11 protein-coding genes are annotated in these 15,274 nt (G+C 73.2%); 9 read left to right on the plus strand and 2 right to left on the minus strand.

The window, feature by feature from the left end:
• Positions 1–27: 27 nt before the first annotated feature.
• From ACZ4IF_RS18650 to ACZ4IF_RS18660, 3 genes are all read left to right on the plus strand, one after another.
• The gene (locus ACZ4IF_RS18650; protein WP_467564124.1) at positions 28–1,146 is read left to right on the plus strand and encodes an LLM class flavin-dependent oxidoreductase; all 1,119 of its coding nucleotides are present in this window, start codon (positions 28–30) and stop codon (positions 1,144–1,146) included.
• 115 nt (positions 1,147–1,261) lie between these two features.
• Positions 1,262–2,992, plus strand: coding sequence for an N-acyl-D-amino-acid deacylase family protein (locus tag ACZ4IF_RS18655; protein ID WP_467564126.1), 1,731 nt, complete (start codon positions 1,262–1,264; stop codon positions 2,990–2,992).
• A gap of 53 nt (positions 2,993–3,045) precedes the next feature.
• A complete protein-coding gene (locus ACZ4IF_RS18660; protein ID WP_467564128.1) occupies positions 3,046–4,497 on the plus strand; it encodes an aldehyde dehydrogenase family protein in 1,452 nt (483 codons plus the stop codon).
• A gap of 44 nt (positions 4,498–4,541) precedes the next feature.
• Here ACZ4IF_RS18660 and ACZ4IF_RS18665 read toward each other — a convergent pair whose 3' ends face one another.
• On the minus strand, positions 4,542–4,937 hold the full coding sequence (locus ACZ4IF_RS18665) for a nitroreductase/quinone reductase family protein (RefSeq protein ID WP_467564130.1): 396 nt from the start codon (positions 4,935–4,937) through the stop codon (positions 4,542–4,544).
• A gap of 283 nt (positions 4,938–5,220) precedes the next feature.
• Between ACZ4IF_RS18665 and ACZ4IF_RS18670 the strand changes: the two genes are divergently transcribed.
• From ACZ4IF_RS18670 to ACZ4IF_RS18685, 4 genes are all read left to right on the plus strand, one after another.
• On the plus strand, positions 5,221–5,979 hold the full coding sequence (locus ACZ4IF_RS18670) for an SDR family oxidoreductase (protein ID WP_467564132.1): 759 nt from the start codon (positions 5,221–5,223) through the stop codon (positions 5,977–5,979).
• Positions 5,980–6,029: 50 nt separating this feature from the next.
• Positions 6,030–6,932: an SDR family NAD(P)-dependent oxidoreductase gene (locus ACZ4IF_RS18675; protein ID WP_467564134.1), complete on the plus strand. Its 903-nt coding sequence runs from the start codon at positions 6,030–6,032 to the stop codon at positions 6,930–6,932.
• 44 nt (positions 6,933–6,976) lie between these two features.
• Complete coding sequence (locus ACZ4IF_RS18680; RefSeq protein ID WP_359488449.1) at positions 6,977–7,708, plus strand: TetR/AcrR family transcriptional regulator; 732 nt, start codon at positions 6,977–6,979, stop codon at positions 7,706–7,708.
• A gap of 98 nt (positions 7,709–7,806) precedes the next feature.
• Positions 7,807–8,157 carry a hypothetical protein gene (locus ACZ4IF_RS18685; RefSeq protein ID WP_467564136.1) on the plus strand — a complete coding sequence of 117 codons (351 nt, stop codon included), beginning with the start codon at positions 7,807–7,809 and terminating at the stop codon, positions 8,155–8,157.
• Positions 8,158–8,166: 9 nt separating this feature from the next.
• On the opposite strand, the gene ACZ4IF_RS18690 is transcribed toward ACZ4IF_RS18685, so the two are convergent.
• Positions 8,167–9,720 (minus strand): CehA/McbA family metallohydrolase, encoded by a 1,554-nt coding sequence (locus tag ACZ4IF_RS18690; protein WP_467564297.1) that lies wholly within the window; start codon positions 9,718–9,720, stop codon positions 8,167–8,169.
• Between the two features lie 213 nt (positions 9,721–9,933).
• On the opposite strand from ACZ4IF_RS18690, the gene ACZ4IF_RS18695 reads away from it, so the two are divergent.
• Positions 9,934–12,552: a bifunctional FO biosynthesis protein CofGH gene (locus tag ACZ4IF_RS18695; RefSeq protein WP_467564138.1), complete on the plus strand. Its 2,619-nt coding sequence runs from the start codon at positions 9,934–9,936 to the stop codon at positions 12,550–12,552.
• Between the two features lie 142 nt (positions 12,553–12,694).
• Complete coding sequence (locus ACZ4IF_RS18700; RefSeq protein WP_467564140.1) at positions 12,695–15,109, plus strand: tetratricopeptide repeat protein; 2,415 nt, start codon at positions 12,695–12,697, stop codon at positions 15,107–15,109.
• The last annotated feature ends 165 nt before the right edge of the window (positions 15,110–15,274 follow it).

Below are 15,274 nucleotides of genomic sequence, written 5' to 3' on the forward strand. Positions count from 1 at the left end.
ATGAAGACGTGGGGACGGTGAACCTCCTTGGAATTCGGGCTCTTTGTACAGGGATACGTGGGCAAGCGGGCCGAGACCGATCCGCTCGCCGAGCACAAGGCGCTGATGGAGGAGACCGAGTACGTCATCCAGGCGGACAAGTCCGGCTTCAAGTACGCCTGGGCGTCCGAGCACCACTTCCTGGAGGAGTACTCGCACCTCTCGGCGAACGACGTCTACCTCGGCTACCTGGCGCACGCGACCGAACGCATCCACCTCGGCTCGGGCATCTTCAACCCGCTCGCCCAGGTCAACCACCCGGTGAAGGTCGCCGAGAAGGTCGCCATGCTCGACCACCTCTCGCGCAACCGCTTCGAGTTCGGCTCGGGGCGCGGCGCCGGCTCGCACGAGATCCTCGGCTTCATACCGGGCGTCACCGACATGAACTTCACCAAGGAGATCTGGGAGGAGACGATCGCCGAGTTCCCGAAGATGTGGCTCCAGGACGAGTACGTCGGCTTCCAGGGCAAGTTCTGGTCGCTGCCGCCGCGCAAGATCCTGCCGAAGCCGTACGGGAAGTCGCACCCGGCCATGTGGTACGCCGCCGGCTCACCGCCCTCGTACGCCATGGCCGCCCGCAAGGGCCTCGGAGTGCTCGGCTTCAGCATCCAGAAGGTCTCCGACATGGAGTGGGTGCTGGAGCAGTACAAGACCGCGATCGTGAACGCCGAACCGATCGGCGACTTCGTCAACGACAACGTGATGGTGACGACGACCGCCATCTGCGCGCCCACCCACGACGAGGCCATCGACATCGCCGTCCGCGGCGGACTGCACTACCTGCCGTCCCTCGTCTTCCGCTACCACGACACCTTCCCGCGCCCCGAGGGCTTCCCCGTCTGGCCCGAGACGCTCCCCGAGTACACCCCCGAGTTCGTCGAGCTCCTCGTCGAGGAGGAACTGCTGATCTGCGGCGACCCGGACGAGGTGCTCACCCAGTGCAAACGCTGGGAGCAGGCGGGCGCCGACCAGCTCAGCTTCGGCCTGCCGGTCGGGGTGCCCAAGGAGGAGACCCTGCAGACCATCCGGCTGATCGGCGAACACGTGATCCCGAAGATCGACACGGATCCCGTGCACCGGACCACGCGGTTCCGGCAGAGCGCCTGAACGCCGCGGGGCCGCGGACCGCCGGGCGACCGCGGACCCCCGGCGGCCGGCCGCGCAGTTCCCCGCGCCCCTTCGGGGGCGCCCACCGCCGCGGAGTTCAAGGAGGGACGCCGCCATGCTCGATCACGTCATCAGGGGCGCGACCGTCGTCGACGGGACCGGCGCGCCCGCGTTCGTCGCCGACGTCGGTATACGCGACGGCCGTGTCGCCGCCGTCGGGACGGTCACCGAGGAGTCCCGCACGGCCGAGGACGCGGCCGGCCTCGTCCTCGCACCCGGCTTCGTCGACCCGCACACGCACTACGACGCCCAGCTCTTCTGGGACCCGTACGCGACGCCGTCCCTCAACCACGGGGTCACCACGGTCGCCGGCGGCAACTGCGGCTTCACCCTGGCACCGCTGAACCCCGCCCGCCCGGCCGACGCCGACTACACCCGCCGCATGATGTCCAAGGTCGAGGGCATGTCCCTGGTCGCCCTGGAGGAGGGCGCGCCCTGGGACTGGCACACCTTCGGCGAGTACCTGGACGCCCTGGAGGGCCGCATCGCCGTCAACGCCGGCTTCATGGTCGGGCACTGCGCGCTGCGCCGTCATGTGATGGGACCCGACGCGGTGGGCGGCCGGCCCACCCCCGGCCAGCTGGAGGACATGCTGCGCCTGCTCCACGAGGCGATGGACGCGGGCGCCTGGGGCCTTTCCACCACGCAGTCCTCCACCCACTCCGACGGCGACGGCGAACCCGTCGCCTCACGGCACGCCCGGCCCGCGGAACTGCTGGCGCTCAGCAAGGCCGTCGGCGAGCACGAGGGCACACAGATCGAGGCGATCGTGGCGGGCTGCCTCGACCAGTTCAGCGACGCCGAGATCGACCTGTTCGTGGAGATGAGCGCGGCGGCGGGCCGCCCCCTGAACTGGAACGTCCTGACGATCGACGCGGCCGTGCCCGAACGCGTCCCGCGGCAGCTGGAGGCGAGCGAACGCGCCCGCAAGGCCGGTGGCCGCGTCGTCGCGCTCACCATGCCGATCCTCACCCCGATGAACATGTCGCTCGGCAGCTTCTGCGCGCTGAACCTGATCCCCGGCTGGGGTCCGGTCCTCGCACTGCCCGTCCCGGAACGCATCGCGAAACTCCGCGACCCGGACGTCCGCGCCGAGATGCTGCGGCGGGCCGAGAGCAAGGAGGCGGGGGTGTTCCGGCGGCTCGCCGACTTCGGGCGTTATGTCATCGGGGACACGTACAGCGCGGCCAACGAGGGCCTGACCGGCCGGGTCGTCCGGGACATCGCGGCCGAGCGGGGCCAGGAGCCCTTCGCGTGCCTGGTCGAGATCTGCGCCCACGACGACCTGCGGACCGTGCTGTGGCCGATGCCCACCGACAACGACCCCGGCTCGTGGGCGCTGCGCGCGGAGACCTGGCAGCACCAGGACGTGCTGCTCGGCGGCTCCGACGCGGGCGCCCATCTGGACCGCATGTGCGGAGCCCCGTACACCACGCGCTTCCTCGGCGACTGTCTGCGCGGGCGGAAGCTGGCGACGCTGGAGCAGGCCGTACGGATGCTGACGGACGATCCGGCGCAGCTGTTCGGGCTGCGCGAGCGCGGACGCATCGAGGTGGGGTTCCATGCCGACCTGGTCCTCTTCGACCCGGAACGGATCGACGCCGGCAAGGCCACCCTGGTGCACGACCTGCCGGGTGACAGCCCGCGCCTCGACTCCAAGGCGATCGGCGTGACCGCGGTGTGGGTCAACGGCGTCGAGGCGATCCGGCAGGACACGGTGACCGGCGCCGTGCCCGGCAAGGTGCTCCGCTCCGGGCGGGACACGCGGACGGTGAACACCAGGTGACGGGCGTCCGGGCCGCCGCGCGGCGGCCCGGACCGGTTCTTCGAGGGGGTCAGGTGAGCGGCGAGCAGCGGTTGTTCATCGGCGGGGCGTGGGTGGAGCCCGAGAACGGGCACTACGAGGTGATCGACCCGGCGACCGAGGAGGCTGTCGGGCTCGCGCCCGAGGCCTCGCGGAACCAGGTGCACGCGGCCGCGGCGGCGGCCCGTGAGGCCTTCGGCGTGTGGTCGCGCACACCCGCGGAGGAACGCGCCGCGGTGCTCGGCCGGGCGGCCGGGATCATCCAGCGCAACTTCCTCCCGTACGCCGAACTCGCCCAGGCCGAGAGCGGTGCCACGACGGGCACGGCGCGCGGCATGCAGGTGGGGGTCGCGGTGGCCCGCTTCCGGCGCTACGCGAAGGTCGAGCCCGTCGAGCAGCCGCTGCCGCCGCAGATCAACGAGGCCGGCCCGTTCGGCGGGGCCGCCGTGATGGGCGCGCTGGCCGTGCGCCACCCGGTCGGGGTGGTCACGTGCATCACCTCGTACAACAATCCCTGGGCCAACCCGGCCGGCAAAGTCGCCCCCGCCCTGGCCATGGGCAACACCGTGGTGGTCAAGCCCGCACCGCAGGACCCGCTGTCGGTGTACCGGATGGCGGAGGCACTGGAGGCGGCCGGCGCCCCGCCGGGCGTGGTGAACGTGGTGTCGGGTTCGCGCCCGGAGGCCGGGGAGGCCGCGGTCGACTGCCCCGACGTCGACATGGTCAGCTTCACCGGTTCGACCGCGGTCGGGCAGCGGATCGCCGAGGTGTGCGGCCGGGGGATGAAGCGGCAGCTGATGGAGCTGGGAGGGAAGGGCGCGGCGGTCGTCTTCGACGACGCAGACCTGGACTCGGCGGTGTCGGGGATCGGCACCACGTTCTCGTTCTACAGCGGGCAGATCTGCACGGCGCCGACCCGGGTGATCGTGCAGCGCGGTGTGTACGACCGGTTGGTCGAGCGCCTGGCCGCGTACGCACGGCACTTGACGGTGGGGGACCCGAGGGCGCAGGGCACGGTGGTCGGCCCGGTCATCTCCGCGGCCCATCGCGACCGTGTCGAGGCGTACGTCGAACTGGGTCGCAAGGAGGGCGCGCGTGTCGTCGCGGGCGGCGAACGGCCCGCCGCCGAACGGGGTTTCTACGTCGCACCCACCCTGCTCGCCGACTGCACGCCCGACATGCGGGTGGTGCGTGAGGAGATCTTCGGCCCGGTCGTCGCCGTCCTCCCCTTCGACGACGAGGAGGAGGCGGTCGCCCTCGCCAACGACAGCGACTACGGCCTGATCGACTACGTCTGGTCCGGCGACGTCGCCCGCGCCTTCCGCGTCGCCCGTCGGCTGCGGGCCGGCGGAGTGGGCGTGAACACGGTCGGCCGCAACATGGAGGCCCCGTTCGGCGGCTTCAAGAAGAGCGGTGTCGGGCGGGACGTGGGGTCCTACGCGCTGCACGCGTACAGCGAGACGCAGGCCATCGTCTGGCCGGGGTGAGGCGCGGCCGGACGACTGCCTGAGGGTCCGGCCGGCCCGGGTGGTCAGTCGGTCAGGTCGACCCGGACGGTCAGCAGCTGGGTGCCGAGGGCGCGGACGGCAGCGCTGTTCATGCGCGGCAGCAGTCCGAGGCGGGCCCGCGGGTCGTCGTCGGGGAGCGGATGGGCGGTGCCGTGGTACCAGCGGCCCCGGATGCGGACCCGGACCCGCGGGTCGGCCTGGATGTTCCGTACGTACTGGGACCTGTCGCCGAACTCCGAGACGAGCCAGAACGAGTCGCCGACGCGGCGCCCGCCGACCGGGGTCCGGCGCGGCAGCCCCGAGGTGCGCCCGGTGGTCTCCAGCAGGGTCTGCCAGGGCAGCCGCTTCAGCAGCGGGTTGCCGATCCGCCGCTGGAACGTCGTGACGGCCCGGTGCTTGGCGTCGAGGTAGCGCGACATGAGGGCTTCTCCCGTTCGGTCCGGTCGACCCTACCGGGGCGCCGGGACGACCGGGCGGGCCGTTCCCCGGCCACCGCCTCACGCCACTGTGAGCCGTCGTGCCGTCGTGCCGTCGTGCCGTCGTGCCGTCGTGTCGCCGTGCCACTGTGCGCCGCCCGGCCGCCGTAGCGGCGTTCCGTAGCGATGCTACGGAACGGGGGTAGCGCTGCTACCCCACAAGTGTTAGCGTTGCTTCTGTCGAGAGCGGAACACCGCTACCACCGTCACGCCAAGGAGCAACGCCATGAGCCAGCAGTACGAGTCGGCCGCACCCTTCCCCCGCGTCGCGATCGTCACCGGCGGATCACGCGGCATCGGCCGGGAGACCGCCGAGCGGCTCGCCGCCCAGGGACACGCCGTCGTCGTGAACTACGCGAGCAACGGCACGGAGGCGGACAAGACCGTCCTCGCGATCACCGAAGCGGGCGGGCGGGCGATCGCCGTCCGCGCCGACGTGGCCGACGAGGCCGCCGTGGCCGGCCTGTTCGACGCGGCCGAACTGGCATTCGGCGGCGTCGACGTCGTCGTGCACGCCGCCGGATCGATGAGCCTGGCCCCGCTCGAGGACCTCGACCTCGACGTCCTCGACCGGATGCACCGCACCAACATCCGCGGCACGTTCGTCGTCGACCAGCAGGCCGCGCGCCGGCTGCGCGCGGGCGGCGCGCTCGTCAACATCTCCAGCTCCGTGCTGGGCCTCGCCCTGCCCGGCTACACCGCGTACGCCGCCTCCAAGGGTGCCGTCGAGGCGATGACGCTGATCCTGGCCCGCGAACTGCGCGGCCGGGACATCACCGTCAACGCCGTGGCCCCCGGGCCGACCGCCACCGAGCTGTTCCTGGACGGCAAGGACGAGGAGACCATCGCGCGGATGGCCGCCCAGCCGCCGCTGGAGCGCCTCGGCACCCCCGGGGACATCGCCTCCCTCGTCGCCTTCATCGCCTCGCCCGCCGGGCACTGGGTCAACGGCCAGGTGGTCCGCGCCAACGGCGGCATCATCTGACGCACCGCCGCCCCTGCCGCCCGCCCGTCCCCCACCCCAGGAGTTCCGACATGAGCAAGAAGACGATCCTCATCACCGGCGCCGGCAGCGGCTTCGGCGCCCTGTCCGCCCGCGCGCTCGCCCGCGCCGGGCACACGGTCTACGCCGCGATGCGCGACACGCGGGGACGCAACGCGGACCGCGTCGCCCGGGCGGCGGCCCATGCCGCGGAGCACGGCGTGGACCTGCGCACGGTCGAACTCGACGTCCTCTCCCAGGAGTCGGCCGACGCCGCCGTGGCCACCGTCCTCGCCGAGGCGGGCGGCCTCGACGTGATCGTCCACAACGCGGGCCACATGGTGACCGGTCCCGCCGAGGCCTTCACCCCCGAGGAACTGGCCGCGGTCCACGACACGAACGTCCTCGGCACCCAGCGCGTCAACCGGGCCGCGCTGCCCCACCTGCGCGCCCGGGAACACGGCCTGCTGCTGTGGGTCGGCTCCACGTCCAGCAGGGGCGGCACCCCGCCGTACCTCGCGCCGTACTTCGCCGCCAAGGCCGCGATGGACGCGCTCGCCGTGTCCTACGCGGCCGAGCTGGCCCGCTTCGGCATCGAGACGACCATCGTGGTGCCGGGCGCCTTCACCTCGGGCACCGAGCACTTCGCGACGGGTGGTCACCCCGCCGAGCGGACCGTGCTGCCGGAGTACGAGAAGCGCTACGGCGCGCTGACGGAGCAGGTCGCGCGGCGGCTCGCCGAACTCGCCCCGGCCGACGCCGACGCGTCCCTGGTCGCCGACGCCGTCGTCGAGGTCGTCGACACCCCGCACGGCGAGCGGCCGTTCCGGGTCCATGTCGACCCCGCGGACGACGGGTCGGAGGAGGTCAGCCGGGTCGCGGACCGCATCCGCGTGGAGTTCCTGACCCGGATCGGCCTGGGCGACCTGCTCGCCCCGCGGGGGACGGCGGCGTGAGCACCCGCACCGCCGCCACCGCGGCCTCGGATAGCGTCCCTGGCGTGAGTACCAAAGCACGCATCCTCGAAGTGGCGGCCGCGCTGGTCGCCGAGTCGCCGGACGGGGACGTCTCGACCCGGGCGGTCTGCGAGGCCGCCGGGGTCGGCGCCCCGGCGCTCTACCGCCACTTCGGGGACAAGGAAGGCCTGCTGTCCGCGGTCGTCGACCACGGCTGGGACCAGTACCTGGCGACCAAACGCGATCGCCGCCCCGGCACGGACCCGCTCCAGGATCTGCGCGACGGCTGGGACACCCACACGGAATTCGCCCTGCGCAATCCGAACCTCTACCGGCTCATGAACTCCCCGGTCATGCGCACGCCCCCGGCCGCGGCCCTGGAGTCCCACGAGATCCTCACGTCGGACCTGCGGCGCGCCGCCGAACAGGGCAGGCTGCGTCTCGCCCCCGAGCTCGCCGCCCAGATGATCATGTCGGCCAACGTCGGTGTCGCGCTGATGCTGGTCTCCCGCCCGGCGAGCTTCACCGACGCGTCCCTGTCCCGACGGGTCCGGGACGCCGTGCACGCCGTGGTCTTCACCCCGGACGCGGCCGAGCCCCGTACGCCGGCCGCGGACGGTGCGGAAGGGCCGCAGGTCCCCGCGACCGCCGCCCGCCTCGGCGCGCTGCTGCGCCAGTCCCCGAGCCCGGCCTTCACCCCCGCCGAGACGGGCCTGCTCGGCGAGTGGCTCGACCGGCTCTCCAACACGCCCCCGGACGACACCGGCCCGGCGTGACGACCGGCGGGCGGACGGCGGTCCTGAGCCGGAGTACCGGGGCCGACTGAGTAGGCGCACGGATGTCCGGTCCGGGCCGGGCTCCATAGCGTCGGGGCATGGATCACACGAAAGGCTCCGGCACACCGGCGGAACCCGTCACCGCGGCACGGCGCGCCCCCGCCGCATGGGCCGGACTGACCGCGCTCGCGCTGCTGGTGCTGTTCACCGGCGGCCTCGTCGGCCTGTTCGGGCCGCTGCTCGCCATCGCCTGCGACGCCTGCCAGGACGGCGTCCGCACCCCGCGCCACGGCGACGCGCTGATCGCCGTCGCGCAGGGAGCCGTACCGCTCGTCACCCTCGGCACGGTCCTCGGGATCTTCCTGCCCCGGGGCGGTGCGAAGGTGGGCGGGGCCGGGCTGGGCGTGCTGGTGCTCCTCCTGGTCGTGATGCAGGCCCTCAGCGCCTGAGGGGCCGGCTCACCCGTCCGCGGCCCCGGACGCCCCCAGGAAGATGGGGTTGGTGAACGCGGCGAGGGCCCCCGGCAGTGGACCGGCCGCCACCTCGTGCCGTACCTCGGCCCGTACGTACGCCGCGTACGCGGCCGTGGTGCGCCACTCGACCGTGCCCGAGCCGGACACCGGCAGCGGGGCGCTGGTGAACAGGACGCCCTGGTCGGTGACGAAGCGGACCGTGCAGCGGGGGACGCCGGCGGCCTCCAGGCGCACGGTGACCGGGGTCTCCCGGTCCACGTGCAGCCGTTCTCCGATGCCCGCGTGCTCGCCCCGGCCGCCGGACGCCGTGAAGGACAGTGAGACCGTCTTCGACTCGGCCACGTACGAGCGGCCCGCGCGGATACCGTCCTGCACGGCCTCGCGCGTCAGGTCGTCGGCGAGGACGACGGTCTGCGGCGTGCCGACCGGGTCGGGGTCGCGGTGCGCGTCGCTGTTGCCCATCGCGGGGATCCAGTCGCGCCCGGAGCGCACGGAGGCGACCAGCATGCCGTCCCAGTCGGCCAGGGCCACCTCGTCGTCGGGCGTGTACGGACCGTTCCACACCTCGACCGCGTCCGCCTCCCCGAAGCCGAACTTCCAGGCGCAGCCGATGCAGGTGGCGTGCGGGTGGGCGGGCACGACGAGGCCTCCGGCGCCCCGGATCTGACGTGCGTACCGGCCGAAGCGGTTGTCCCGGGCGCGGTAGCGCCAGTCGACGAAGGTGCCGGGGTCGGTGCCGAGGGCCACCACGTGGCCGTTGCGGGTGGTGACCTCCTCACCCAGCATGATCAGCAGGTCGTCGCCCGCCTGGTCCGCCCAATGGGGGTGCGCGGAGTGGGTGTTGTGGTCCGAGGTGTTGATGAAGTCGAGACCTGCGGCGCGGGCCAGCGCGGCGATCTCGGCCGGTGTGCGGCGGCCGTCCGAGTACCAGGAGTGCAGATGGCAGTCGCCGCGGTACCAGTCCCGGCCGCGGCCCTTCGCGCGCTCCGGCGGGTAGACCGGCTCGGGGGTCGGGGCCTGCTCGCCGTAGGTGAGGGTGATGGTGACCTCGTACGCCAGTCCCTGCGGGGCCACCGTGTAGGGGCCGAGCGCGATGTGCCAGGTGCCGGCGCGGACCGGGCCGGGGACGTACCCGGGGGTGGCGTCGTCGCCGCGCAGGAAGAACTCGGTGCGCGCCCCGCCCGACCAGCCGCGGAAACCCCGGCCGCCCGGTGCGGTGCCGCGCTCGTCGAAGATGCCGATGTCCAGGGCGTTGCCCGCGGTGCCGGCCGGCACGGACGGCCTCTCGTAGGTGTACGCGACCCTGATCTCCCGCACACCGCGCGGCACTTCGACCGGCAGGTACACGAAGTCGGGCGAACCGGTGGGCAGAGTGCCGCGCACCGTGCGGGTCTCCGAACCGCCTGCCGGGGTCCCGGAGCCGTCGGCCGCGTCGGCGCCGCTCGCGAAGGTCACGCTTCCCAACGTAAGCGCCGCGGCGGCGCCCGTCACGAACAGGGCGCGTCTGCCCATCCCGTTTCCGTGGTCGTCCTCGCACATGCTGCTGCTCCCAGGGGTGTCGAGCATGACAGTGGCATGACATTGACTGCCATGGTGTGGCGCGGGGGTGGCAGGGGCAACCCTGCTGCCCGGCCGTGAACGCCGTTGCACGGGAAGGGGATCGGCGGTTTGCGCGCAGGCGACGCCCCCGGACGGACCGGGATTGCGCGCGGGCCCTGCTGGGCCTGATCACCGCGATCGTATGCTCGAAGGATGACGACTTCCGAGACTCCCGGAACCGGGCCCACGACTCCCGCGACATCCGGGACCGGGCCGACGGCGAACTCCATGCGGCGGGCGCTCAGGCGCGCCCGCGACGGCGTCGCGCTCGACGTCGGTGAGGCGGCGGTTCTCCTCCAGGCGCGCGGAGCCGACCTCGACGACCTGACCGCGTCCGCCGCGCGTGTGCGCGACGCGGGCCTTCAGGCGGCGGGCCGCCCGGGCGTCATCACGTACTCGAAGAGCGTCTTCATCCCGCTGACCCGCCTGTGCCGGGACAAATGCCACTACTGCACCTTCGTCACGGTCCCCGGCAAGCTGCGCCGCGCGGGCCACGGGATGTTCATGTCCCCCGACGAAGTCCTCGACGTCGCCCGCCGCGGCGCCGAACTCGGCTGCAAGGAAGCCCTGATCACCCTCGGCGACAAGCCCGAGGACCGCTGGCCCGAGGCCCGGGAATGGCTGGACGCCCACGGGTACGACGACACGATCGCCTACGTGCGGGCCATCTCCATCCGCATCCTGGAGGAGACCGGCCTGCTCCCGCACCTCAACCCGGGAGTGATGTCCTGGACGGACTTCCAGCGGCTCAAGCCGGTGGCCCCGTCGATGGGCATGATGCTGGAGACCACAGCGACCCGGCTGTGGAGCGAGCCCGGCGGCCCGCACCACGGCTCCCCCGACAAGGAACCCGCCGTCAGACTGCGCGTCCTGGAGGACGCCGGCCGCTCCTCCGTCCCCTTCACCAGCGGACTGCTCATCGGCATCGGCGAGACGTACGAGGAGCGCGCCGAGTCGCTGTTCGCGCTGCGCCGGGTGTCGAGGTCGTACCACGGCATCCAGGAGCTGATCATCCAGAACTTCCGCGCCAAGCCGGACACCGCGATGCGCGGCATGCCGGACGCGGAACTCGACGAACTGGTCGCCGCGGTCGCCGTGGCCCGGCACATCATGGGCCCGTCGGCCTGTCTCCAGGCCCCGCCGAACCTCGTCGACAGCGAGTACGGACGGCTCATCGGCGCGGGCATCGACGACTGGGGCGGCGTCTCGCCGCTGACCATCGACCACGTCAACCCGGAACGGCCCTGGCCGCGGATCGAGGAACTCGCCGCCCGCTCGGCCACCGAGGGCTTCGAACTGCGCGAACGCCTCTGCGTCTACCCGGAGTTCGTGCGCCGCGGCGAGCCCTGGCTGGACCCGCGGCTGCTGCCGCACGTCCGGGCGCTCGCCGACCCGGAGACCGGCCTCGCCCGCCCCGACGCGGTCGTCGAGGGCCACCCCTGGCAGGAGCCCGAGGAGGCCTTCGTCTCCTCCGGACGCACCGACCTGCACCACACCATCGACACCGAGGGCCGCACCGGCGACCGGCGCGACGACTTCGACGAGGTCTACGGCGACTGGGAGGCGCTGCGCGAGGCCGCCGCGCCCGGCATGGCCCCCGAGCGCATCGACACCGACGTACGGCAGGCGCTGGCCACCGCCGCCGACGACCCCACGAAACTCACCGACGCCGAGGCGCTCGCCCTGCTGCACGCCGACGGCGCCGCGCTCGACGCGCTCTGCCGGGTCGCCGACGACGTCCGCCGGTCCGCCGTCGGCGACGACGTCACCTACATCGTCACGCGGAACATCAACTTCACGAACGTCTGCTACACCGGCTGCCGCTTCTGCGCCTTCGCCCAGCGCCGCACGGACGCCGACGCGTACACCCTGTCGCTGGAACAGGTCGCGGACCGCGCCGCGCAGGCCTGGGACGTCGGCGCTGTCGAGGTCTGCATGCAGGGCGGCATCCACCCCGACCTGCCCGGCACCGCCTACTTCGACATCGCGAAGGCGGTCAAGGAACGGGTCCCCGGCATGCACGTCCACGCCTTCTCGCCGATGGAGGTGGTCAACGGCGCCACCCGCACCGGTCTGTCCGTCCGGGAGTGGCTCACGGCCGCCAAGGAGGCGGGCCTCGACTCGATCCCGGGCACCGCCGCGGAGATCCTCGACGACGAGGTCCGCTGGGTGCTGACGAAGGGCAAACTGCCGACGGCGACATGGATCGAGGTCGTCACGACGGCGCACGAGCTGGGTATCCGGTCGTCGTCGACGATGATGTACGGCCATGTCGACCAGCCCCGCCACTGGCTCGGCCACTTCCGCACGCTCGCCCGCATCCAGCAGGAGACCGGCGGCTTCACGGAGTTCGTGACGCTGCCCTTCATCCACACCAACGCCCCCGTCTACCTGGCCGGCATCGCCCGCCCCGGCCCGACCACCCGCGACAACCGGGCCGTGGTGGCGATGGCCCGTCTCCTGCTCCACCCGCACATCCCCAACATCCAGACCAGCTGGGTGAAACTCGGCGCCGAGGGAGCCGCGGAAATGCTGCGCTCCGGCGCCAACGACCTCGGCGGCACCCTCATGGAGGAGACCATCTCCCGCATGGCCGGGTCGTCCTACGGCTCGTACAAGTCGGTCAAGGACCTGATCGCGGTGGCGGACGCGGCGGGACGCCCGGCCAGGCCCCGGACGACGCTGTACGGCGAGGTGCCGGAGGAACGGCAGCGGGCCGCCGCCGCGTCGGACGGGCATCTGCCGGAGTTGTTGCCGGTGCTGGAACAGTGAGGGGGAAACACCCCACGGCGCCGGAACTCCGGTTCCGGCGGGCTCCCCTGCCCGGCCCACCGCCGGGCGCCCGCAGCTGAGTTGGGCCAGACTGGGGGCGGGGCCGGGGCGTGGTGCGCCGGGGGAGTCGGGAGGACGACGGATGCCTGGGGCGCGTTCGGTGCCGTCGATGCAGGAGCTGATCGAGGCGCGCAGACGGCTCGCGTTCGTGGGCCGCGGTGCCGAACGCGCGGCGTTCCTCGCGAACTTCGACGTGCCGCTGCGGGACCCGGGCCGTCGCTTCCTGTTCCATGTGCACGGCAACGCGGGAGTCGGGAAGACCTTTCTCGTCAGGGAGCTGCAGCAGCTCGCCCAGGAGGCTGGGGCGCTGACCGCGTACGTCGACGAGAGCACCGGCAGCGTGCCCGAGGCGCTGGAGACGATCTGCGCCCAGTTCGCCCGCCAAGGGCGCCGGTTCAAGGATCTGGAGCGGTTGCTCGTCCGGCACCGCGAGCGGCGTCACGAGGCCGACTCGGTGCTGCAGGGGTCCCCGCCGGCAGAGCTCTCCGCCGCCGGGACGACGCTGGCGCGGGCGGGTCTCGTGGGGATCGGCATGGTGCCCGGTGTCGGTCCCTTGGCCGGAGCCGTCGACCCGGCCCTCCTCGCGTCCGCGGCCGACCAGGTGCGGGCCGGACTCAGCGCGCACTTCCGCGGCCGGGACGACGTACGGCTCCTGCTGTCGCCCGAGGACGTGCTCACTCCGGTCCTGCTGGAGGAACTGACCAGGACTGCCGCCCGCACCCCGCGCCAGGTGCTGTTCTTCGACACCTACGAGCGGACCGGCCCGTTCCTCGACGCCTGGCTGCACGCGGCCATGGTCCTGGGGCACCACGGTGCGATGCCCGCGAACGTGGTGGTCGTGACCGCGGGACGCAACCCGCTGGACGCCGGGCGCTGGGGAGGCTGCGGCGGCTCCGTGGCCGAGATGCCGTTGTTGCCGTTCACGGAGCAGGAAGCGCGGGAAGTGCTCGCGGGCAGGGGCGTGGTGGCGGAGCCGGTCGTCGAGGAGATCCTCCGCGTCACCGGCCGGCTGCCGGTCCTCGTCTCGACCCTCGCCGAGACGCGCCCCGCCGAACCGGACGACGTGGGCGACCCGAGCGCGACGGCCGTGGACCGCTTCCTGAAGTGGGAACACGACCCGGTGCACCGGGCCGTCGCCCTGGACTGCGCGTTCCCCCGACGGCTGGACGCCGATGTCTTCCGCGCGGCGGCGGACTGCCCGGACGAGGAGGCCGACGGCCTGTTCGACTGGCTGCGCGGGCTGCCCTTCGTCACCGAACGCGGCGGCGGGATCCAGTACCACGACGTCGTACGGGCGCCGATGCTCCGCTCGCAGCGCCTGCGTGCGCCGCGCGGCTGGACCGAACGCCACAGCCGCCTCGCGGAGACCTTCGGCCGGTGGCGGCAGGAGGCCGAGGCGGGAGAGGACAGGGACCGGTTGTGGGCGCACGACGGGTGGCGGGAGCTGCGGCTCGCCGAGTCCTACCACCTGCTGTGCGCGAGTCCGCGGACCGCGCTCGCGGCGGTGCTCCGCGAGGTCGTGCACGCGTGCAACGAAGGCGACGTTCCTGCCCGGCAGTGGGCGCGGGTGCTGGCGGAGGCGGGACGTGACGCCGGTGCGGAGGAGCCGTCCCGCCTCGGGAGCGACCTGCTCCGGGCGCTGGACGAGGGCGGACCGGCCGCCGCCCTGGAACTGCTGCTGAACCGAGCCGGGTTCGACGCGCCCACCGAGGCGTTCGCGCGGGCGGTGCGCGGCAGCGTCCTGCGGCACGGCGGGGCGTACGAGCGGGCGATGACGGAGTTCGACCGGGCGATCGCCCTCGATCCCGAACTGGTGCGGGCCCATCGCAGCCGGGCCATGACCCGTGCCGAGTCGGGCGACTACGTGGCCGCGATCGCCGATCTGGACCGGGCGCTGGCCCTGTCGCCCGACGACGGACGGTCGTTCGCCGTCCGGGGCGAGTACCACCGGGTTCTCGGCGACTGGGACGCGGCGCTCGACGACCTGGACCGCGGGATCGCCCTCGATCCCACCCGGGACTTCGCCTGGGCCTCCCGGGGAGCCACCCGGCTGAGCCGCGGCGAACTCGACGAGGCCCTCGCAGATCTGGGACGGGCGCTCGAACTCAAACCGGACTACGGGTGGGCCCTGGCCCGCCGCGCCCGGGTGTGGCGCGCCCTCGGCGAGGAAGTCCGGCAGATGGCGGACCTCGACCGGGCCGTCGCCGTGCAACCCGACTGGGCGTGGGGCGTCTGCGAGCGGGGGGACGCCCTCCGCGTCGCGGGCAGGCACGCCGAGGCGCTGGCCGACTACGACCGCGCCGTGGAGCTCGACCCCGGGTACGCGTCGGCGTACGCGAGCCGGGCCGTCTCCCGCAGCGAACTGGGCCGCCACGAGGAGGCGCTCGCGGACCTGGACCGGGCGCTCGGCCTCAGGCCCGACTACGCGTGGGCGCAGAGCCACCGGGCGGAGATCCTTGCGCGCGCCTCGCGTGCACGGGAGGGCGGCACGGCGTAGCGCGGCCCGGGCGGCTGCACGGGCCGGCCGGTACAGGCGGCGCGGGCGGACGCGCGTGCGTCGGTGACCCGCTATCGCCGACGGGGACGGGGACGGGGAGGGGGACGGGGACGGGGACGGCGGAGCATCACGGGACATGCCCCCGAACGACGCCCATACTCGACC

The sequence above is a fragment of the Streptomyces sp. NPDC025784 genome, assembly GCF_055558435.1.